This is a genomic window from Solwaraspora sp. WMMB335 (assembly GCF_049179075.1).
Lineage (GTDB): Bacteria > Actinomycetota > Actinomycetes > Mycobacteriales > Micromonosporaceae > Micromonospora_E.
This window is the reverse complement of record NZ_JBMHMF010000001.1, coordinates 7,863,020-7,883,207: the sequence shown is the minus strand read 5'-3', so window position 1 is coordinate 7,883,207 and position 20,188 is coordinate 7,863,020. Positions and strand designations below refer to the sequence as shown.

The window sequence follows — 20,188 nt, the reverse complement described above, 5'->3', positions numbered from 1 at the left end:
CCGCTCACCGTGAGCGGGGCAGGTTCAGCACCCGCTCCGCGAGAATCGACTTCTGGACTTCCTCCGTGCCGCCCTCGATCGTGTGGGCGCGGGCGCGCAGGTAACGATGCATCCGGGCGGCGGTGCCATCGCCGTCGAGCAGCACTCCGCCAGCGTCGTCGAGCTGCACCGCGAGGCGGTTCGCGCGCTGGACGACCCCGGCCCACAGGCTCTTCAACGCCGACGTCTCCGGACCGGGAACGCCACCGGCGCGGCTCTCCCCCAGCATCCGCATCGATCCGATCCGGACCGCCTCGGCGTCGCACTGCAGCGCGCCGACCGTGTCGACGAACGCGCTGTCGTCGGCGATCCCCCGCGAGATGGCCAGATCGACCACCCGATCCACCGCCTGGCGGGCCCACACCCACAGGTTCAGGGCCATGCTGGCGCGCTCGAAGGCGAGCGTGGTGAGTGCGACCTGCCAGCCGTTGCCGAGTCCACCGAGTACGTCGGAGTCGGCGACGAACACGTCGTCGAGGAACATCTCGTTGAACTCGGTGTCCCCGTTGATCATCACCAGTGGTCGGACCGTGAACCCGTCCATCGGGGCGAGGAAGTAGGTGATGCCACGGTGCTTGGCCGCCTCGGGGTCGGTCCGTGCCAGCAGCAGGCACCTGGACGCGTTGTGCGCGTTGGAGGTCCAGATCTTGGCACCGTTGATGCGCCAGCCGCCGTCGACCCGGGTAGCGGCCGTGCGCAGGCTCGCCAGGTCGGAGCCGGACCCGGGCTCGCTGAAGCCCTGGCACCAGTACTCCTCGCCGCGCAGGATCCCCGGTAGATGCCGAGCCTGCTGCTCGTCGGTGCCGTGCGCGATGATCGTCGGCCCGGCCAGCATCATGCCGACGCCGTTGAGCGGATAGGGTGCGCCCCGGACCGCGGCCTCCTCGTTGAAGATCGCCTGTGCCGGTGCGTCCAGGCCCCGGCCGCCGTGGGCCGCGGGCCAGGACAGCCCGGCCCAGTTGCCGGCGCAGAGCCGGTCCTGCCACACCCGTGACCAGTGCTCGCGCTCGGCCTGCGACAGCTCGTCCTGGTCGGGCACGTCGCGCAGCGCCGCGTCGAGCCAGCTGCCGACCTCGCGTCGCAATGACAGATCGCTGTCACTGTCGTCAAAGTCCACGCCGGCCTCCCCTCGGATCGGACGTCTCGGACGTCTCGGACCTCTCGGATCGGCCGGTCATGCCGAGATCTCCGAGGACCGGGTGAGCCGGGCCTTGTAGAGCTTGCCGTTCGGGTCCCGGGGCAGCGCGTCACGCACGACGTACGTCTGCGGGCGCTTCGGTTTCGCCAGCCGCTCGGCCAGGTAGCCGCGGATCTCCTCGACGGCCGTGTCGGCGTCGGGTGCCGTCTCCCGCAGGACGACGTGTGCCTGCGGCACCTCACCGAATTCCGGGTCGGGCACGCCGACGACCCCGGCGTCGGCGACCCAGTCGTGGTTGATCAGCGCGGCCTCGATCTCGGCCGGATAGACATTGACCCCGCCGACCAGGATCAGTTCGGCCGCCCGGCCGGTGATGTACAGGAAGCCGTCCTCGTCGACGTGGCCGACGTCCCAGACGGTCATCAGGCCGTCGCGGCGGGCGCTGTCGGTCTTGCCGGGATCGTTGTGGTATTCGACCCTGTCCTCACCCTGACGCATGTAGACAATGCCGGTCTGTCCGACCGGCACCTCGTCGCCGAGTTCGTCCAAAATCCGCAGGGTCGAGATCGAGGCCGGCCGCCCGACGGTGCCCGGGTGGGCCAGCCACTCGTACGGGCGGGCGATGGTGGTGCCGACCTCGGTCGAGCCGTAGTACTCGTAGACCACCGGGCCGAACCAGTCGAGGATCTGCTGCTTGACCTCACGCGGACACGGCGCGGCACCGTGCAGGACGTAGCGCAGCGAGGAGACGTCGTAGTCGTCGCGCACCCGCTGGGGCAGCTGCAGCAGCCGGTAGAAATGGGTCGGCACCATGCTGGTCCCGGTCACCCGCCGCTGCTGGACCCGGCGGAGGAACCCCTCCGGCGTCCAGCCGTCCATCAACACCATCGTGCCGCCGGCGTGCAGGGCGCCCATCGCGGGAGTGATGTTGGCGGAGTGGTACATCGGGGCCGAGACGAGCCAGGACGCGAACGCCGGTCGTTCCATCCCGAACTCCTTGAACAGCCATCCGTAGGTCAGCGCCCCGGTGTCGGCGTCGACGCCGCTCAACGGTCGTTTCACGCCCTTGGGGCGGCCGGTGGTGCCGGAGGTGTACATCATCAGCGATCCGGCCGGGGTCTGCTCCGGAGTCGTCGTCGGCATGCCCTCGGTGAGCGCGGACAACGGCCGGGCGCGGTCGGTGCTCGGCGATCCGTCGACGAACACCGCGACACCCGGCGTTGCTGCGGCGGCAGCGACGACGACCTGCTCCACCCGTTCGGAACCGACGACCATCCTGGCGTCGCTGTCGGCGAGAACGTAGGCGATCTCTGGTTCGGTGAGATGGTAGTTGAGCGTCACCAGGTAGAGCCCCGACTGCATCGCCGCCAGGTAGAGCGCGACCATGCCCACGCTGTTGGTCATGACCGCTGCGACCGTGTCGCCGGTGCGTAGCCCGTTGCCCGCGCACAGGCCGTGCGAGATCCGGTTCACCTCGGCGAACAGCTCACCGTAGGAGATCCGCCGATCGTCGGCAGTCACGATCGCGCACAGATCCGGTTCGGCGGCCGCCCACAGCCGAAACCCGGTCCGCTCGTCGCTCATCGGACTCCTTGAGTTAAATTCCGACCATCCGGTATGTTGTCGTTCCACAGTAAGGGAGGCGTCTGACGATGTCCATACCCGTGATCGACGCACACGCGGCCAGCTACCGCGCACGTCAGATGCCGGCGACCGCCGAGGTCGCGCGGGGCGTCTGGGCGATCCCGGTCCCGCTCAGTGGCAGTGCCCTGCGTTACGTCGTCGTCTTCCTGATCGACACCGACGACGGTGCCGTGCTGATCGACGCCGGATACGACCACCCGGCCTGTTGGCGCTCGTTCACCCGGTCGGTCACCGCCGTCGGCCACCGGGTCGAGACGATCTCGACGGTCTTCCTCACCCACAACCACCCGGACCATGTCGGCTTCGCGGGTCGGATCCGGACACTGTCCGGCGCGCGGGTGGTCATCGGCAACGCCGACGACTTCGCCACCATGCACCGCGTCCGCGGCGGCTTCCTCACCCAGTTGCGCACCGCGCTCGCGCTGACCGGTGCCCCGCCCGAGGTCGTCGACTCGATGTACGCCGACGCGATGGCGGTCGCCACGCACCACGAGGACCTGCGGATCGACGAGACCGTCGCCGACGACACGGAGTTCCGCTTCGGCGACGTGACCATCCGCGCCGTGCCGGCTCCCGGGCACACCTATGGGCACACGGTCTATTTCGACACCCGTGGCCTGGTCTTCACCGGTGACACGATGATGCCCGAGGGCCCGGCCCAGCTCGCGATCGTCAGTCGGCCCGATGACGACCCGGCCGCAGACCTGTTCCGGACGCTGGCCCGGATCCGCGACCTCGGTGCCACGATCGCCTGCCCGGCCCACCAGTTCCCCTACCGCGAGGTCGCCGCCCGCGCCGACGAGCTGACCGCCTACCACCGCGACGAGGTCGCGGTGGTCCGGGAGCTGGCCGGGGCCGGCGCCGGCACCACCGCCTGGGACGTCGCCCGGCGGATGCGATGGCGCAGGCCGTGGGACGAACTCGGCCGTGGCACCCAACGCTTCTCCCTCGTCCATGCCCACGCCCTGCTGCGCCACGCCACCGGCGTCGGCCGGTAGCGTCAGTCGCGCTGCGGCCGCTCGTACGTCCAGTCCGGGCGCGCCGACGACCGCAACTCTCGCAGGGACCGTTTGAGAACCTTCCCGGATGGATTGGTGGGAAGCTCGTCCACGACGTAGATCTCCTTGGGGACCTTGAACCCGCCGAGCCGCTGCCGGGCGTGGGCGACGAGTGAGGCGGGTTCCAGGCCCGGACGGCCGATCACGAACGCCACCGGGACCTCCAGCCACACCGGATGCGGTGCGGCCACCACCGACACGGCGAGCACGAGCGGATGGTCGGCCAGTACGTTCTCGATCTCGGCGCTGGACATGTTCTCCCCGCCGCTGCGGATCATGTCCTTGAGCCGGTCCCGGATGTACAGGTAGCCGTCGGCGTCGAAACGACCGACGTCGCCGGTGTGGAACCAACCGTCACGCCACGCCGCGCGGGTCGCCCGCGGATCGTCGAGGTAGCCGGGACTCACCTTCGGTCCACGCGCGATCACCTCGCCGTCGTGGCCGGCCGGTACGTCGTTGCCGTCCGCGTCGACCACCCGTACCTGGACCCACGGCACCGCGAGCCCGACCGAGCCCTGTTTGGATCCCATGTGCGCCTCGTCGAGGTAGGTCAGCGCACTGCACGTCTCGGTGAGACCGTAGCCCTCGATCAGGCGCGCCTGGGGGAACAGCTGTCGCGCCACGGCGAACAGCGCCGAGGTCACCTGGGAGTAGATCACCCACCGCACCGAGCTCAGATCGGCGTCGACACCGGCCTCGCGGCGGACCATGTCGAGCATGGTCGCCGCCATCACCATGCCGGTGATCCGCTCGGTCTCGATCGCCCGTAGCACGGCCGCCGGCTCGAACCGCCGCTGCAGCACCATCGCGCCGCCGACATGCCAGATGCCGTAGCCGGGCAGGTCGGTACCGCCGACGTGGTACAGCGGCGCGAAGTTGAGAATCCGGTCACTCGGCCGCAGCCCGAGCTCCACGACCTGGGCGTGCATGTTCATGTTCACGTTCCCGTGCGTGAGCATGACCCCCTTCGGCAGCCCGGTCGTGCCGGAGGTGTAGACGATCCGGTGCAGGGCCGCCTCGTCGAGATCGACATCGGCGGTCCGGCTCCCCCGGTAGGTCTCGATCAGTGCCCGCAGGTCGACCCAGCCGTCGTCGATCGGTTCCAGGGCGAACCGGCGTACCTCGATCGGTCCGCCGGACCGGGATCCGGTCGACGTGGCCTCGGCCGACGCGGCCTCGGTCAACGCGGCCTCGGTCAACGCGGCCTCGGTCAACGCGGCCTCGGTCAACGCGGCGAACTCCGGGACCGTCGCGACCGCCTGCACCCGCGCGTGCCGGAGCAGCTGAGCCAGTTCCCTCGCCGTGAGCCGGTAGTTCAGCGGCACGAAGACCGCGCCCAGCTTCGACAACGCGAGGGACAGCAACAGGAACTCGGGCACGTTGTTCGACACGATCGCCACCCGGGCTTCCCGGCGTACGCCCTCGGCGACCAGGCCGGCGGCCAGGGCCTCGACGTCGTCGGCGAGCTGCCGATGGGTCCATCGACGGCCCTCGAAGACGAGCGCGTCGGCGTCGGCGAACCGCCGGGCGTTGCCGGCCAGCATCGCGGCGATGTTCGCGGTGCTCATCCGGTCACCGCCGCCGCGCGCAGCCCGTTCTTGAGCACCTTGCCGGAGTCGTTGCGCGGCAACGACGTCACGATCTGCACGTACTTCGGCACCTTGTACCGGGCCAGCTCGGCCCGGCAGTACTCGCGGATGGTCTCCGGGGTGGCGGTCGCACCGGCACGCAGAATCACGTACGCCTTCGGGACCTCGTCCCAGGTGGGGTCCGGTACGCCGATCACGGCGACCTCGCTGACGTCGGGATGCTGGGCGACGACCCGCTCGATCTCGGCGCTGGCGATGTTCTCCCCGCCGGACTTGATCAGATCGGCACGGCGATCGACGAACCACAGGTAGCCCTCGGCGTCGATGCGCCCGACGTCGCCGGTGAGGAACCAGCCGTCCCGGCGGGTCCGCCGGTTGGCCTCGTCGTCGTTCCAGTAGCCGGGGGAGATCTTCTCCCCACGGACGACGATCTCCCCCGCCACCCCTGGCGGCACCGGCTGGAAGTCCTCGTCGACGATCCGGATGTGCACGCCCGGAAACGGTGCGCCCAACGCACCGATCTTGGTCTGTTCGTGGGCGGCGTCCAGGTAACAGACGCCGTTGCACAACTCGGTCATGCCGAAGGTGTCGACCAGACGTACGTGGGGCAGCCGGCGCTTCACCTCCTGCCGTACGCTCGGCGCGACCCCGGCGAAGAGCAGGTAGCGCAACGACCCGAGGTCCGGTATGTCGTCGCCGTCGAGCAGGCCGAAGAGGATCTGCGCCGCGAGGACCATTCCGGTGATCCGTTCGCGGGTCGCGATCCGGATGATGTCCGCGGCCTTGAACGTCGGGGTCAACACCATCGTCGCGCCCGCCACGAACGTCGCCAGCCCTGGCGCCTCCAGCCCGCTGACGTGGAACAGCGGCGCCGAGACGAGGATCCGGTCATCCTGGGTGAGCTCGAGTTCGAGCACCTGCGCCAGGTGGTTGGCGGTGAGGTTGCCACAGGTGTGGATGACGCCCTTGGGGCGCGCGGTGGTGCCGGAGGTGTAGAGCAGTCGGTGCACGTCGGCCGGGGCCTTCTCCGCGTCCGGGACCCGCGCACCGGCCGGCACCCCGGCCAGCAGGTCGGTCAGCCGGTGGGCGTCGTCGAGCGCCCGTTCGCCGTTGGCGACGGCGATCCGTAGCCCGGTCCTGGTGATCAGCGCGGCGGCCTCGGCGGCGAAGTCGTCGTCGTAGAGCAGCCCGGTGATGCCGGCCTGGTCGATGACGTACGCCTGCTCGTTGGTGTGCAGTCGCCAGTTGAGGGGAACCGAGATCGCGCCGATCCGGCTCAGCGCCAGCAGCTCGATCACGTACCTGCCGGTGTTGCGTCCGAGCACCCCGATCAGGTCGCCGGCCGCGATGCCGGCGCCCAGCAGCGCCGCCGCGTGCCGGTCGACGTCGGCGTCCAGCTCGGCGTAGGTCCACCGGGCGTCCCCGTCGACCAGCGCCTCCCGGTCGGCGCGGCGCAGCGCCTGCCGGCGCAGGGTCTCGGTGAAGTTGCTGCTCGCCATCAGCTGTCGCTCTCCCGCCGCCGGGCCATGACTTCCTCGCGGGACGGCAACGCCACGAACTCCAGCAGATTGCCGTCGAGGTCGCGGGCCGCGAACGCGGTGATGTGCCCGTAGTTGTCGAGCAAAACCCGGTTCGGCGGGCTCAGGCACTCGGCGCCCAGCTGGACCAGCCGCTCGTGCAGCTCGTCCAGTTCGTCGCGCGGCACCGCGAAGCTGAGCAGGAAGGTACCCAGTTCCAGGTGCCCGCCGGTCGCGGTCCGGGTCGGGGTGCCGTTCCACTCGATGAGTTCGAGCTGGCCGATCCGGCTCGGTCCCTGCAGGTACTGGACCCGGCCGGTGGTGCCGGCGGGCAGCCCCAGCGACACCTCGATGCCGGGTCCGCCGACGTCGGCCCGCAGCGTCCGGCGGTAGCCCAGCGCCTGCTCGTAGAACTCGGCGGCACGGTCGACGTCGGAGACGGTCACGGCCACATGGTGTACTTCGCTGACCGGCATGGTGGCTCCCTTCTTGATGGTCAGGCTGCCGGACCCACCGGGCTGGGTGGGCCGGACAGGGTCCGCTGGATCAGCGTGACCTCGTCGGTGCCGCTGTCGGGGACGATGAAATCGTCGAGCCGGCAGATCTGGTCGATCGACGCGCTGATGTCGTCGGGCGAGACCGGTTCGGCCCCGCCGTACCAACCGGGGGTGACGCCCAGGAAGACCCGCCCGACCCGGCCACCGCCGACGGTGAGGATGTGCCGGTTGAGCTGGCACTGCCCGGAGGCGAGGAAGGTCGCCACCGCGGCGACGTGTCGGGGGTCGAACCGGTCGGTCAGATCGCCCAGCAGATTCTCGGTCATCCGGGTCGCCGCGGTGGGCGCGATCGCGTTGACCAGGATGCCACGGCGGGCGCCTTCCAGGGCGAGGACGTTCATCAGACCGATCAGGCCGGTCTTTGCCGCCGCGTAGTTGGCCTGGCCGAAGTTGCCGAACAGCCCCGACGACGAACTGGTCAGCACGATCCGGCCGTAGCCACGCTCGGCCATGTGTCCCCAGGCGTGCCGCAGCACGTGGAACGCGCCGGTCAGGTGTACGTCGAGAACCGCGGTGACGTCCTCGGCAGGCATCCTGGCCAGCGTGCTGTCCCGCAGGATGCCGGCGTTGTGGATCACCGCGTCGATCCGCCCGAACCCGTCGACGGCCCGGCGGACCAGGTCGGCGCCGCCGACGGCGGTCGCGACGGAATCGGTCGAGGCGAGCGCGGTGCCGCCGATGCGGTGGATCTCCTCGACCACCCGCTGCGCCGCGCCGGAGGATCCCGAACCGTCCACGGCTCCGCCGAGGTCGTTGACGACCACCCGGGCACCGTGCTCGGCGAGCGTCAGGGCATGTGCCCGACCGATTCCGTTGCCGGCACCGGTGACGATGACGACCTGCCCGTCGAGGCGCACCCGGGTGCTCATCGCCGGCTCCCCAGCACCGCCACGAACGCGACGCAGGAACCCGGCTGACCACCGAGGTTCTGTGCGAGAGCCAGCCGGGCGTCGGGCACCTGACGGGCGCCCGCCTCGCCCCGCAGCTGGGTGAAGCACTCGAACACCATCCGCAGCCCGGTCGCGCCGATCGGGTGGCCGAACGACTTGAGGCCGCCGTCGGTGTTGACCGGCAACGCGCTCCCGAGGTCGTAGCGGCCGTCGAGGACGTCGCGCCAGGCCTTGCCCCGTTCGGAGAAGCCCAGGTCCTCCATCAGGACCACCTCGGTCGGGGTGAAGCAGTCGTGCACCTCGGCCAGCGAGATCTCCGACGCCGGGTCGGTGACACCTGCCTGGTCGTAGGCCTGCCGTGCCGCCTCGACCACTTCTGGGAAGGTGGTGAAGTCGTAGCCGTCGGTAGCCAGCCCGGACCCCGACCCCGCGACGAAACCCATCCCCCGCAGGAACACCGGCTTGTCGGTGTACCGGTAGGCGTCCTCGGCGCGGACCAGGATGGCCGCCGCGGCACCGTCGGAGACGCCCGAGCAGTCCAGGACGCCGAGTTGTCCGGCGACGCGCGGCGACTTCTCGACGGTGTCGGCGGAGACGGCCTTGCGGAACTGGGCGCGCTCGTTCAACGCGCCGTTCGCGTGGTTCTTCACCGCGACCTTCGTCAGGGCGCTGCGCATGTCCCGCGCGCTCACTCCGTAGGTCTGCTGATAGGCGGGGGCCAGCAGGGAGAACCCGGCGGGCGCGGTCCAGTCGACGTCGGTGCCGTCGGCGGGCGGATAGACGGCGGCGAGACCGGAGTACGACGAGTCCTTCAGCTTCTCCACTCCGGTCGCCATGACCATGTCGTACGCGCCGGACGCGACCGCGAACGCCGCGTTACGCAGCGACTCCGAGCCGGTGGCGCAGTAGTTCTCGACGCGGGTGACGGGCTTGCCGACCAGTCGTAACGGCCGGGCCAGGGTCTGCCCGGACAGGCCGGAGCCCTGGGTGCCGACCCAGAACGCGTCGATGTCGTCGAGGGTGACCCCGGGCAACGATCCGACGCACTCCTGCACCGCGTCGACCAGTAGGTCGCCGGCCGAGCAGTGCCAGTGGTCGCGGAACGGGGTACAGCCCATGGCGACGATCGCCACGTCGTGGGCCATCCGTCTACTGGCCATCGGTGGTCTCCTTCCACGGGCGGAGCTTCCAGAAGTAGTTGTGGATCGAGTCGGTGGTCCACAGCCGGCGGAAGGTCGGTGTCATCGGCATACCCACCGCCACGTCCCCCGGCGCGACGTCGGTCGCGTACGCGCTGAGCCGCCCGCCGCCGTCGACATCGGCGACGACGATCACGACCTCCGGCTCCGGCATGGTGGTCAGGTGGTCCCGGGTCATCGAGACGACCCGGGCGACCGTGTCCCGCAGCGAGATCTTCGCGGTCGTCTGCCCGGTCGCCGCGAGGCCGCAGGACGCGCAAACCCGGGCCGGTGGTGTGGTGATCTTCCCGCAGGCGTCGCATCGGCTGCCTTCCAGCCGGTACTTCCAACCGGAGCCGCGCACCATCGGCGGGGACGCCGGCGCCGGGGACGCGGGCCGGGCCGGGCCCTGCACGTCCAGCAGCCCGCGCCAGTGCAGGTAACGGCCGTAGCCGATCGTCCGCCGGGCGGCGAGCTGCTCCCGTACCGACGGTCCGCCGCGCGCCGCCCGCGCCTCGGCGCCGACCCGCCAGACGAACGCGTCGGCGCCTTCGGTGGCCGACAGCAGCAGGATCGTCTGACCGGGCCGCGCCTCGTCGAGCGCTGCGGCGAGCAGCAGCCCGGGGTGGGCCGCGCCGGTGAAGCCGGTGGCCCGTTCGATCTCCGCGTCAGCTCCCGAACCGTGCATGGTCCGACGCAGTACCGCTGCGGCGCGGGCGTTCGACGACGACACGACCACCTGGTCGACGGTGTCCAGGCCGGCGACGGCCAGCGCGCGGCGGGCCGCGTCGAGACCGGCGGCGACGAGCACCTCGGCGGTGAAGCGCTCGTCCCAGACCCGGTCGTGGCGCTCGCCGGGCAGTCGCCACCGTTCGAGGACCTCGGTGGTGTGTCCGGCCCGGGCGAGCAGCGTCGCGGCCCGCGTACCGCCGCCGACGAACGCCGCGGCGGCGTCGCCCTGCGCCAGCTCGTCGGGTGCGCCCGCACGGGTGGTCCGCAGGTCGGCCAGAGCCGCCGCGGCGCCGGAGCGCGCGACGAGGTCGAGGGCGGTCGCGCCGCACCGCTGTCCGCGCAGATCGACCGCGCCGACCGCCGCGTCGAGGCCGAGCGCCGCGTGCACCACCCCGGCGGAGGTCTTCGCCTCGTACGGCGCGCTGGTGGTTCCGAGCAGCAGGTGCGCCGGGGCCGTCGGATCGGCGGCCGGGATGTGCCGCATCGCCTCGACGGCCATCGTCACGGGGTCCTCGTCGAACGCGGCGACGCTGCGCGTCAACCTGCCCGGTCGCGGCCGGTCGACGGCGTCGAGTCTGTTGTCGTCGAGGCCGTACGCCGGCAGATATGCCGCATAGGCGTCGATCCCGGGCTGCTCGTGCATCTGCGGCTGGTCCTCCTTCAGCTCCACGAGGGAATGGCGGCGAGCAGTCGCCGCGTGTACTCCTGTCGCGGCTCGTCCAGCACCTGCTCGGCCGTGCCCTGTTCGACGACCCGGCCGCCGCTCATCACCGCGATCCGGTCGCAGAGGTCGCTGGCGAGCATCAGGTCGTGGGTGACGAAGAGCAGGCCGATGCCGAGTTCGTCGACCAGGGTGCGGAACAGACCGACGACCTTGGTCTGGGTGGTGACGTCGAGAGCGGTGGTGCATTCGTCGGCGATCACCAGCGCCGGACGGGTGACGACGGCCAGCCCGATGGCGACCCGCTGGCGCAGCCCGCCGGAGAGCTGGTGCGGGTAGCTGTTGAGCACCCGGGCCGGGTCGGTGATGCGCATCTGCGCCAGGACCTCCACCGAGCGGCGCTCGACCTCGGCCCGGGCGATGCCCCGGACGTGGCGGCGCAGCACCTCGCCGAGCTGCGTGCCGACCTTCATCAGCGGGTTCAACGACCGGGACGCGTCTTGGAAGACCATGCCCACAGCGCCGCCCCGGACCCGGTCGGTGCGGTCCACGCCGGGAGCCACCACCTCGTCGCCGGAGAGCGTGACACGGCCGTGTTCGACATCGACGTTGCGCTCGAGCAACCCGACGACGGTGCGGGCCAGGGTGGTCTTGCCGCTGCCGGACTCGCCGACGACGCCGACGACGCGGCCCCGGTCGACGTCGAGGTCGACGTTGTCGAGCAGGCGCAGGTCGCCGCCGGCCAGTCGGGCGACGACGGACAGGCCGCAGACGCTCAGCAGCGCGGTCATCGGACTCCTTTCACGTCGGAACGGGGCCTCGGCGAAGCAGGAACCTCCTGGGGTGACCCAGGAAGTCCCCGTCCTGGAGCTGCCGTACGGGGGAGGATCGTCAATGCCGCCTCTTCCGTGGGTCGTGATGGGTGAGCAGCGCGTCGCCCAGCAGATTGACCAGCAGCACCAGCAGAGTGATGGCGAGCCCGGGGAAGAGCGCGATCCACCAGGCCTGGCCGAGCTCGTCCTGGCCGGAGGCCAGCATCGATCCCCAGCTGACGCTCGGAGGCGGTACGCCGAGGCCGAGGAAGCTCAGTGCGCTCTCGATCAGGATCGCCGTACCGATCTGGAGGGTGCCCAGCGCGACGATCGTGCCGGCGAGATTGGGCAGGATGTGCCGGAAGACGATCCGGCCCTCCGACGCGCCTGCCGCCCGCAGGCCGATCACGAACTGGCGCTCGCGGATCGCCAGGGTCGCCGAGCGGGCGACCCGGGCGCACACCGCCCAACCGGTCAGTGCCAGCACCAGGAACAGCACCGGCAGGGAGCTGCCCCGGTTCGAGATGATCGCGAGTGCCACCAGGACGAACGGCAGCGCCAGCTGGGCGTCGATGAGCACCGAGATGACCCGGTCGACCCAGCCGCGGAAGTAACCGGCCAGCACGCCGAGCAGGGTGCCTGGGCCGATCGCGACCAGCGCGCCGACCAGGCCGATCGTGATGGTCAGGCGGCCGGCGGAGACGAACTGGGTGAGCACGTCCTGACCGAGCTTGTCGGTGCCCAGCGGATGCGCCCAGGAGCCACCGTCGAGGAAGCCGGGCGGTCGGCGGGTCGCGGCCAGGTCCTGGCCGGCCTCGGGGAGCAGCCCGGTCAGCGGCAGCACGAGTACCAGACCGGCGACCGCCGCCAGCGGCAGGGACAGCCAGAACACCGACGTACGGGCACGCCGGCCGGGACGTCGCGGCGCCGCCACGCCGGCCGGGTCGAGCTCGACTCCGCTCATGGCCGTCACCTCACCCTCGGATCGACGACCGAGTGGATCAGATCGACGAGCAGATTCAGCAGGACGAAGGTCAGCGCGCCGAAGACGACGATCGCCTGTACGAGCGGGAAGTCACGGAACTGGATGGCCTGCAGCGCGAGCTGGCCGAGGCCGGGCCAGGAGTAGACGTACTCGACGGCGACGGCGCCGGACAGCAGGATGCCGGTCTGCAGAACGACGATGGTCAGGACCGGCATCATGGCGTTCTTGAACGCGTGCCGCCACACCACTCGTAGCCGGCTGAGTCCCCGAGCACGGGCGGAGTCGATGTAGGGCTCCGCCAGTGCCTCGCTCATCGACGCTCGGGTGAGCCGGGCGATGTGTGCCATCGGGTAGACCGACATGGTGACGGCGGGCAGGACCAGATGTCGCAGGGTGCCGGACTGGCCGGCGGGCAACCAGCCGAGATTGACGGCGAACAACGCCACCAGCATCATGCCGAACCAGAAGACGGGCACGGACTGTCCGAGCAGGGCGAGGGTCGAGGCGGCCCGGTCCCACCAGGTGCCCTCCCTGGTCGCGGCGAGTACGCCGAGCGGGACGCCGACGAGCAGGGCGAGCGCCATTCCGGCTCCGACCAGCAACAGGGTGAACGGCAGCCGATCGGCGATCATCGACGTGTTGGACTGGTAGAACTGCAGCGACTGGCCGAGGTCACCGGTGAGGATGCCCTTGAGGTAGTCGACGTACTGGACGACGAGGGGCAGGTCGAGGCCGAGCTCGTGACGCAACGCCGCGCGCTGTTCCTCGGGCGCCATCGGTCCGAGAATGGTCACGGTCGGATCGCCCGAGAGCCGCCCGAGCAGGAACGCCAGGCTGAGGGCGATGAGCAGCGACGCGAGCAGCGACAGCAGACGGCTGCCGACCCGTCGTACGGTGCTGGCCTTCATCGGCGGGACCTCCAGCGCGCGCCGGGCATCGCGGCGAGCAACTCGCGCGTGTAGTCGTTCTCGGGTGTGTCGAAGACCGTCTCGCAGGACCCCGACTCGACGATCCGGCCGTGGTACATGACGTGCACGACGTCACAGACGGTGCGGACGACGGCGAGGTCGTGGCTGATCATCAGCAACGCCGCCCCGGTGCTCGCCCGGATCTGCTTGAGCAGCGCCAGCACGTCGGCCTGCACGGACACGTCGAGGCCGGAGGTTGGTTCGTCGGCGACGATCAGCCGTGGCCGCATCAGCAGCGCCCGGGCGATGCAGACCCGCTGGGCCTGACCGCCGGAGAGCTGGTGCGGGTAGCGGTCGAGGATCTGCGGCGCGAGCCGGACCCGGCCGAGCAGGTCGACGTCGCTGATCCAGGAGGTGCGCCCGGATTGCAGCGTACGCAGTTCCCGCAGCCCGGAGCGGACCGACTGCCGGGGGTCGAGCGACCCGTGCGGATCCTGGAAGACCACCTGCACTTCGGGGCGCAGCCGGCGCAGCCGTGCCCGACTGATCGAGGACAGCTGATGTCCGAGCAACCGGACGGCACCGTCGCCACGGGTGCCCAGCCCGGTCGCGGCCATCGCGAGCGTCGTCTTGCCCGATCCCGACTCACCGACGACGGCGACGCTCTCGCCGGCATCGATGCGCAGTGACACGTGGTCGACGGCCCGAAAGACTTCCCCCGTGCTCCGGTTGCGGTGGTCGACGACGAGGTCGTCGACCACCAGCACGGCGGTGTCCGCGTCCGGGGTAGGGGGGTGCCGGGCGGCCTCGCCCGGCACCCCCGTCTCCACTGCCTCGGTCATCGTCAGCGGGTCGTCTTCGTGAAGTCCACGGTGTTCAGCGGACCGAACACGACACCGGTGACACCAGGACCGGTCGCGTAGTTGAAGATCTGCCGGTACAGCGGCACGTAGCAGTGTTTCTCGACCACACCGATGGTGTTGAGCTGCTCGTAGATCGGTGCGGCCTGCTCGACGCTGTCCTGTTCGAGCGCCTGCTGGGCGAGTTCGTCGATCTGCGGGTCCGGGCAGTTGCCGGTCAGCGACGCGGTCTTCATGAAGCCGCTGACGAAGTAGTCCGGTACGGCGACGTTCGGCACCCCGGCGAAGATGGCGATACCGGGAACCTGGCGGCCGATGACCCGCTGGACCAGCGTGCCGTAGTCGAGCGGGTCGTAGGTGACCGTGAAGCCGGCCTGCTCGAGGCTTCCGCCCACCGCCTGGGCGACCTCCTCGATGTTGGTGTACTGCGCCGCCGGGTAGGTGATCTGCACGGCCGGGGCCGCGCTGCCGACGAGTTCCTTGGCCTTGGCCGGGTCGGCGGTGACGCTGCGCTGCGGTTGCTGGCCGGGCCGGACGTTCAGCAGTCCCGCGTCGGCGGCGGCCTGACCGTCGAAGATGCCGCTGACGATCGCGTCCCGGTCGATGGCCAGGGCCGCCGCCTCCCGCAGCTGCGGGTCGTCGAACGGCGCCTTCGTCGAGTCGAGGAACGCGATGATCTTGATCGCGGTCTCGGTGCTCACCACCTCGATGCCGGCCGCCTCGGCCGCCTTCGCCTGCGCCGGCGGAAGGTCGAAGGAGACGTCCACGCTGTTGCTCTGGATCAGCGCGAGACGTTGCGCGGACTCGTTCGCCCAGGTGAAGGTGATGCCGTCGTTCTCCGGCGCGTCACCCCAGTAGTCGGGATTCTTCGTGACCGAGATGTCGCGCCCGGCGTTCGCGCCCGCCCACACGTACGGACCGGTGCCGACCGGCGCGGCGGCGAAGCCTTCGGAACCCTGCTCCTGGTAGTACGTCGGCGGCACCAGGTAGACGGTGGTGAGCAGGTCCGGGATGTTGTACTGCGGAGTGCCGGTCGTCAGCACGACCGTCGTGTCGTCGGTCGCCTCGATCGAGGTGACGTTGCTGAAGTACGACTTCAGCGGCGACGCTTCGGTGTCCCGGGTGAGTGTGATGGTATTGGCGACGGCTGCGGCGTCGGCCGGCTCGCCGTTGCTGAAGCTGAGGCCGGGGCGGACGGTGAAGGTCCAGGTCGTCGCGTCGGTACGGGCCCAACTGGTGATGAGGCCGGTGTCGGTCGGCGCAAGGTCGTCATCGGTGTCGATCAGTGGTTCGAGCATCGTGGCCCAGACGATCTGGGCGGAGCGTGCACCGACGATCGGGTCGAGCGTCGCCGGCTGAGCCGCGAGCAGTGCCCGGATGGTGACAGCGCCGGCGGTCGCGGCGTCCTCAGGGTCGGAACCACCACACGCGGTGAGACTGACGCTCGCGACGGTGATGGCGGCGGCCACAGCCAGGGGCCGCCGGGAGCGCAAGAATTTCATGGTCATTAGGGGTGTCCTTCACTGCGATGGACCCGTCACGTCTTCGCGTGAGGTAGCGGTGACGTTCGCCACAACGTACCGACCAGCCGGTATCAAGTCAACGGGTCAACCAAGTATCCCGACTATGACATTCGCGTGACAAACCCGGGCCCGCCAGCGGCGTTGTGAACATACCGACCGGTATGTATGATGCGTCGGTGGCCACCACACTCACCCCCCAACACGACGGACGCCTGATGCGGGTGCGCTACGACAACGCCGCCCGCGGCAACTGCTTCGACCACGCCACGCTGCGCGAGCTCGTCGAGAGCCTGGAGGCCGCCGCGGCCACCGACACCTGCGTGATCATCCAGCTCGAGATGGCCGGCCGGAACTTCTGCGGCGGCTGGGACACCGCCGAGTTCGCCGGGCTGGCGGGCAGGCCGCCGGACGTGATCGCGGCCGGCCTCCGCGACAGCGATCTCGCGCTACGGCGGGTCCGCCGGCTACCGGTGCCGATCGTCACCGCGGTACGGGGCCACGTCATCGGCTTCGGCGCCGGTCTGCTCGGTGCCGTACACCTGCCGATCGCCGCCACCGACGCGCGCCTGTCGCTACCGGAGGCCCGGTACGGCTTCGCGCCCGCCGGTGTCGGCCACACGATCACCCAAGCCGTGCCCCGCCCGCACGCCTACCACCTGCTGACCGGCGCGGCGACGGCGACCGCCGCCCAACTGCTCGACTGGGGCATGGTCGCCCGGGTGGTCGCCGGCGAGGATCTCGACCGGGAGGTCGACGCCCTCGTCGAGACGCTGCTCGCCGTGCCCGCGCAGACGCTGCGAGCGGTCGTCGAGGTCGTCGAGTCGAGCCTGGCCACCGCAAGCCCCGACCACGCCTACGACGTCTCGGCGCGAACGATCGTCGCCGGCGTCACCGCCACGAGCGGAACGTCCGGATGAGCCGCCGGTTCCGGCCCGGCGAGGCCGTCTGGGTGGAACTCTGCACCGCGGATCCGGGCAAGGTCGAGCCCTTCTACCGCACGTTGCTCGGCTGGACGGTCCGCACCGAACCGCTCGGCGTCACCCCGTACCGGATCTGCAGCATCGACGGACGCGACGTCGCGGGCATCTCGGACGCCTCCGCCCTGCACGGCGGTCGCCCCCGGGGGTGGATCGTCTACTTCGCGGTCGACGACGTGGCCCGGTGCGCCGCCCAGGCGGTCGCGCTCGGCGGCGAGGTGGTCACCCCGCCACGCTACCTACCCGCGGCCGGCACCGGCGCCGCCGTCATCGACCCCTTCGGCGCCGTCTTCGGCCTGTACCAGGGTGAGTCACGCACCGGCGTCCAGATGCTCAACTCGGTCGGCGCGCTGTGCTGGAACGAACTCGACACCGGGGAGCCCGCCCAGTCCGTGGCCTACTACCAGGCCCTGTTCGGCTACGCCGCCCGACAGACCACCGACGCGCCCACCGCCCGTCCCTACACGCTCCTGATGCTCGGCGACCTGCCGGTCGCCGGGGTGCTGGAGCTCGACAACGAGTGGCCGAACCTGATTCCCGCGAAGTGGATCACCTACTTCGCCGTCGCCTCGCTCGACGACTCGCTTGTCCAGGTCTGTGCTCTGGGCGGGACACCGACCGTCGGCCCGGTCGACAGCCCGCACGGGCGCCTGCATCTGGTGAAGGATCCCGGCGGTCACACGCTCTGCCTCATCCAACTCGAAGGCGGGCTGCGTCCCGGGCACGACTCCTCTGATCCGGCGGTGAACCGATGATGGCCGAGCCCTTGTTCGACTCCGCCGAGTTCCGCCAGGTGTGTGGGCACTTCCCCACCGGCGTGACCGCCGTCACCGCCGTCACCACCGGCGGCGGCGTCGCCGCGCTGACCGTGAACTCGTTCACCTCGGTATCGCTGCGGCCGGCGAAGGTCCTGTTCTGCGTCACCAGCTCCTCGTCGAGTTTCCCCACTCTGGTGGCGTCCGAACGGATCGCGATTCACATCCTCAACCAGGATCAGCAGGACGTCGCGCGGCGGTTCGCCACCTCGGGGCTGACCGGCGCGCAGAAGCTGGCCGGCGTTTCCTGGGTGCCGGGCCCGGACGGGGTTCCGTTGCTGCCCGGCACCCCGGCGATCCTCGCCGGGCGGCGCGACGATGTGATCACCAGCGGTGACCACGTGATCATCCTGCTCGACATCGATCACATCCACCTGAAGCCGACGAACGTGCCGGCGCTGTCGTTCTACCGGGGCCGGTTCGTCACCCCGTCCGGCACCCCGACCGAGTGAGCCGCGGGCGGGCCCAGCGCCTCCTGCGTGGTCAGCCGTGGTACCGGAATCAGGCGTAGTACCGAAAAATGATCTCCGCCACGCAGCAGGTCGTCGGCTCCTGCGCGAACTCCACCACCACCGACGCCTTGGCCTGCACACCGCCGCCGGTGCCGCCGGTCGCAGTGATCTGTCGCGCCGACACCAGTGTCGCGGTGCCCTGGATCGGCACGCCAGGCGGCAACGGCTTGACGAACCGGACCCGGTCCAGCCCGTAGTTGACGCCCATCGAAAAGGTCCGCACCTCGAGAATGTCCGCGAGCAGGCGTGGGACGAGCGCCAGGATCAGGAACCCGTGCGCGACCGTGGTGCCGAACGGCCCGGTCCGTGCCCGCTCCACGTCCACGTGGATCCACTGGTGGTCGCCGGTGACGTCGGCGAACTGGTCGACCTGCTGCTGGGTCACGACCTGCGGTTCACTGACGCCCAGTTCCTTCCCGACCAGGTCGAGCAGCTCACGCGGGGTGGACACGATCGTTCGCGAAGCGGTTCGCATGTTGGTCACTCCGTCTCGGGTTCGTCGGACGAGCGGGCACGGATCCACGGCCGCGGCCACGCTCCGCACTCCAGCACCCCATATAACATACCGACCGGATGGTATTGTCTACTCCAACCAACTGGGTGACGTACGGCCGCCGTCGCCGGACAAGGAGGTTCCCGTGGTGTTCGAGGCGTACCAGCTCCCCGAGGAGCACACGGCCGTACGGAAGGCCGTACGGGACCTGTGTGACGACAAGGTCGCGCCGCACGCGGCCACGGCCGACGAGACCGCCGAGTTTCCGCAGGCCTCCTACGATGCGCTGCGCGCCGCCGATTTCCACGCCCCGCACATACCCACCAGCTACGGCGGAGTCGGAGCGGACGCTCTCGCCACCGCGATCGTCATCGAGGAAATCGCCCGGGCCTGCGCCACCTCCTCACTGATTCCGGCCGGCAACAAGCTCGGAACCATGCCGCTGCTGCTCGCCGCCGGGGAGAACCTCAAACAGCGGTACCTTCCGCCGGTCGCCCGAGGCGAGGCGATGTTCTCCTACTGCCTGTCCGAGCCCGCCGCCGGCAGCGACGCGGCCGGCATGCGGACCCGCGCCGAACGCGACGGCGACAGCTGGGTGCTCAACGGGGTCAAGCGCTGGATCACCAACGCCGGTTTGAGCGAGTACTACACGGTGTTCGCCGTGACCGACCCGACGGCAGGCGCACGCGGTGTCTCCGCGTTCGTCGTCGAGAAATCCGATCCGGGCGTCAGCTTCGGGGCACCGGAAAAGAAGCTCGGCATCAAGGGATCCCCGACCCGCGAGGTGTACCTCGACGACGTCCGCATCCCGGCAGACCGGATCATCGGCGCACCCGGCACCGGCTTCGCCACCGCGATGCGGACACTGGACCACACCCGGATAACCATCGCCGCCCAGGCCCTGGGCATCGCGCAGGGTGCCGTGGACTTCGCCCGGGAATACGTCCGGCAACGCCAGCAGTTCGGCCGGGCGATCGCCGACTTCCAGGGCGTTCAGTTCATCCTCGCGGACATGGGCATGGCCCTGGAGGCGGCGCGGCAGTTGACATACGCTGCCGCCGGCAAGTCCGAACGGGGCGAAGCGGACCTGACGTACTTCGGCGCGGCGGCGAAGTGCTTCGCCTCCGACGCGGCGATGAGGATCACCACCGATGCCGTCCAACTGCTCGGCGGCTACGGCTACACCCGCGACTTCCCGGTGGAACGCATGATGCGCGACGCGAAGATCACCCAGATCTACGAGGGCACCAACCAGGTGCAGCGCATCGTCATGGCCCGCCAGCTCCTCGGCCGCTGACCG

The 20,188-nt window shown here is 70.3% G+C and carries 19 protein-coding genes; 5 read left to right on the top strand and 14 right to left on the bottom strand.

What is annotated here, in order from left to right; all coding sequences use genetic code 11:
- Nucleotides 1–4: 4 nt before the first annotated feature.
- Entirely contained in the window at nt 5–1,156 is a 1,152-nt protein-coding gene (locus ACN27F_RS33695; protein WP_421439676.1) for an acyl-CoA dehydrogenase family protein, read from the bottom strand.
- Between the two features lie 57 nt (nt 1,157–1,213).
- Complete coding sequence (locus ACN27F_RS33690; protein ID WP_421439675.1) at nt 1,214–2,761, bottom strand: AMP-binding protein; 1,548 nt, start codon at nt 2,759–2,761, stop codon at nt 1,214–1,216.
- Nucleotides 2,762–2,829: 68 nt separating this feature from the next.
- Between ACN27F_RS33690 and ACN27F_RS33685 the strand changes: the two genes are divergently transcribed.
- A complete protein-coding gene (locus ACN27F_RS33685) occupies nt 2,830–3,819 on the top strand; it encodes an MBL fold metallo-hydrolase (RefSeq protein ID WP_421439674.1) in 990 nt (329 codons plus the stop codon).
- Nucleotides 3,820–3,821: 2 nt separating this feature from the next.
- Here ACN27F_RS33685 and ACN27F_RS33680 read toward each other — a convergent pair whose 3' ends face one another.
- The 11 genes from ACN27F_RS33680 to ACN27F_RS33630 form a co-directional block, all read right to left on the bottom strand.
- Complete coding sequence (locus ACN27F_RS33680; RefSeq protein WP_421439673.1) at nt 3,822–5,447, bottom strand: class I adenylate-forming enzyme family protein; 1,626 nt, start codon at nt 5,445–5,447, stop codon at nt 3,822–3,824.
- Nucleotides 5,444–6,967: a class I adenylate-forming enzyme family protein gene (locus ACN27F_RS33675; RefSeq protein ID WP_421439672.1), complete on the bottom strand. Its 1,524-nt coding sequence runs from the start codon at nt 6,965–6,967 to the stop codon at nt 5,444–5,446. The genes ACN27F_RS33680 and ACN27F_RS33675 overlap by 4 nt, the downstream gene beginning before the upstream one ends.
- The gene (locus tag ACN27F_RS33670; protein WP_421439671.1) at nt 6,967–7,461 is read right to left on the bottom strand and encodes a VOC family protein; all 495 of its coding nucleotides are present in this window, start codon (nt 7,459–7,461) and stop codon (nt 6,967–6,969) included. The genes ACN27F_RS33675 and ACN27F_RS33670 overlap by 1 nt, the downstream gene beginning before the upstream one ends.
- 20 nt (nt 7,462–7,481) lie before the next feature.
- Nucleotides 7,482–8,411, bottom strand: a complete 930-nt coding sequence (locus ACN27F_RS33665; protein WP_421439670.1) for an SDR family NAD(P)-dependent oxidoreductase — start codon at nt 8,409–8,411, stop codon at nt 7,482–7,484.
- The gene (locus ACN27F_RS33660; RefSeq protein WP_421439669.1) at nt 8,408–9,592 is read right to left on the bottom strand and encodes an acetyl-CoA acetyltransferase; all 1,185 of its coding nucleotides are present in this window, start codon (nt 9,590–9,592) and stop codon (nt 8,408–8,410) included. Before ACN27F_RS33660 ends, ACN27F_RS33665 begins: the two co-directional genes overlap by 4 nt.
- Complete coding sequence (locus ACN27F_RS33655) at nt 9,582–11,012, bottom strand: zinc ribbon domain-containing protein (protein WP_421439668.1); 1,431 nt, start codon at nt 11,010–11,012, stop codon at nt 9,582–9,584. The genes ACN27F_RS33660 and ACN27F_RS33655 overlap by 11 nt, the downstream gene beginning before the upstream one ends.
- Nucleotides 11,003–11,794 carry an ATP-binding cassette domain-containing protein gene (locus ACN27F_RS33650; RefSeq protein WP_421439666.1) on the bottom strand — a complete coding sequence of 264 codons (792 nt, stop codon included), beginning with the start codon at nt 11,792–11,794 and terminating at the stop codon, nt 11,003–11,005. Before ACN27F_RS33650 ends, ACN27F_RS33655 begins: the two co-directional genes overlap by 10 nt.
- Nucleotides 11,795–11,894: 100 nt before the next feature.
- Nucleotides 11,895–12,779, bottom strand: a complete 885-nt coding sequence (locus ACN27F_RS33645; RefSeq protein WP_421439664.1) for an ABC transporter permease — start codon at nt 12,777–12,779, stop codon at nt 11,895–11,897.
- 5 nt (nt 12,780–12,784) lie between these two features.
- Nucleotides 12,785–13,708 (bottom strand): ABC transporter permease, encoded by a 924-nt coding sequence (locus ACN27F_RS33640; protein WP_421439663.1) that lies wholly within the window; start codon nt 13,706–13,708, stop codon nt 12,785–12,787.
- Nucleotides 13,705–14,550: an ABC transporter ATP-binding protein gene (locus ACN27F_RS33635; RefSeq protein ID WP_421439662.1), complete on the bottom strand. Its 846-nt coding sequence runs from the start codon at nt 14,548–14,550 to the stop codon at nt 13,705–13,707. Before ACN27F_RS33635 ends, ACN27F_RS33640 begins: the two co-directional genes overlap by 4 nt.
- Nucleotides 14,551–14,552: 2 nt before the next feature.
- Entirely contained in the window at nt 14,553–16,076 is a 1,524-nt protein-coding gene (locus ACN27F_RS33630; RefSeq protein ID WP_421439661.1) for an ABC transporter substrate-binding protein, read from the bottom strand.
- A gap of 191 nt (nt 16,077–16,267) precedes the next feature.
- Between ACN27F_RS33630 and ACN27F_RS33625 the strand changes: the two genes are divergently transcribed.
- Genes ACN27F_RS33625 through ACN27F_RS33615 form a run of 3 tightly spaced genes read left to right on the top strand, consistent with a single transcriptional unit; the run spans nt 16,268 to nt 18,335 of the window.
- Nucleotides 16,268–17,008 carry an enoyl-CoA hydratase/isomerase family protein gene (locus ACN27F_RS33625; protein ID WP_421439660.1) on the top strand — a complete coding sequence of 247 codons (741 nt, stop codon included), beginning with the start codon at nt 16,268–16,270 and terminating at the stop codon, nt 17,006–17,008.
- On the top strand, nt 17,005–17,823 hold the full coding sequence (locus tag ACN27F_RS33620) for a VOC family protein (RefSeq protein ID WP_421439658.1): 819 nt from the start codon (nt 17,005–17,007) through the stop codon (nt 17,821–17,823). The genes ACN27F_RS33625 and ACN27F_RS33620 overlap by 4 nt, the downstream gene beginning before the upstream one ends.
- Nucleotides 17,823–18,335 carry a flavin reductase family protein gene (locus ACN27F_RS33615; RefSeq protein ID WP_421439657.1) on the top strand — a complete coding sequence of 171 codons (513 nt, stop codon included), beginning with the start codon at nt 17,823–17,825 and terminating at the stop codon, nt 18,333–18,335. The genes ACN27F_RS33620 and ACN27F_RS33615 overlap by 1 nt, the downstream gene beginning before the upstream one ends.
- Before the next feature lie 49 nt (nt 18,336–18,384).
- Here ACN27F_RS33615 and ACN27F_RS33610 read toward each other — a convergent pair whose 3' ends face one another.
- Entirely contained in the window at nt 18,385–18,870 is a 486-nt protein-coding gene (locus ACN27F_RS33610) for a MaoC family dehydratase (protein ID WP_421439656.1), read from the bottom strand.
- 166 nt (nt 18,871–19,036) lie between these two features.
- On the opposite strand from ACN27F_RS33610, the gene ACN27F_RS33605 reads away from it, so the two are divergent.
- Nucleotides 19,037–20,185, top strand: coding sequence for an acyl-CoA dehydrogenase family protein (locus ACN27F_RS33605; protein ID WP_421440601.1), 1,149 nt, complete (start codon nt 19,037–19,039; stop codon nt 20,183–20,185).
- Nucleotides 20,186–20,188: the final 3 nt, after the last annotated feature.

Coding starts and splice junctions, on each gene's coding strand:
- ACN27F_RS33690 (WP_421439675.1), bottom strand. CDS start 2,761: ATGAGCGACGAGCGGACCGGGTTTCGGCTGTGGGCGGCCGCCGAACCG.
- ACN27F_RS33685 (WP_421439674.1), top strand. CDS start 2,830: ATGTCCATACCCGTGATCGACGCACACGCGGCCAGCTACCGCGCACGT.
- ACN27F_RS33680 (WP_421439673.1), bottom strand. CDS start 5,447: ATGAGCACCGCGAACATCGCCGCGATGCTGGCCGGCAACGCCCGGCGG.
- ACN27F_RS33675 (WP_421439672.1), bottom strand. CDS start 6,967: ATGGCGAGCAGCAACTTCACCGAGACCCTGCGCCGGCAGGCGCTGCGC.
- ACN27F_RS33670 (WP_421439671.1), bottom strand. CDS start 7,461: ATGCCGGTCAGCGAAGTACACCATGTGGCCGTGACCGTCTCCGACGTC.
- ACN27F_RS33665 (WP_421439670.1), bottom strand. CDS start 8,411: ATGAGCACCCGGGTGCGCCTCGACGGGCAGGTCGTCATCGTCACCGGT.
- ACN27F_RS33660 (WP_421439669.1), bottom strand. CDS start 9,592: ATGGCCAGTAGACGGATGGCCCACGACGTGGCGATCGTCGCCATGGGC.
- ACN27F_RS33650 (WP_421439666.1), bottom strand. CDS start 11,794: ATGACCGCGCTGCTGAGCGTCTGCGGCCTGTCCGTCGTCGCCCGACTG.
- ACN27F_RS33645 (WP_421439664.1), bottom strand. CDS start 12,779: ATGAGCGGAGTCGAGCTCGACCCGGCCGGCGTGGCGGCGCCGCGACGT.
- ACN27F_RS33640 (WP_421439663.1), bottom strand. CDS start 13,708: ATGAAGGCCAGCACCGTACGACGGGTCGGCAGCCGTCTGCTGTCGCTG.
- ACN27F_RS33635 (WP_421439662.1), bottom strand. CDS start 14,550: ATGACCGAGGCAGTGGAGACGGGGGTGCCGGGCGAGGCCGCCCGGCAC.
- ACN27F_RS33630 (WP_421439661.1), bottom strand. CDS start 16,076: ATGACCATGAAATTCTTGCGCTCCCGGCGGCCCCTGGCTGTGGCCGCC.
- ACN27F_RS33620 (WP_421439658.1), top strand. CDS start 17,005: ATGAGCCGCCGGTTCCGGCCCGGCGAGGCCGTCTGGGTGGAACTCTGC.
- ACN27F_RS33615 (WP_421439657.1), top strand. CDS start 17,823: ATGGCCGAGCCCTTGTTCGACTCCGCCGAGTTCCGCCAGGTGTGTGGG.
- ACN27F_RS33610 (WP_421439656.1), bottom strand. CDS start 18,870: ATGCGAACCGCTTCGCGAACGATCGTGTCCACCCCGCGTGAGCTGCTC.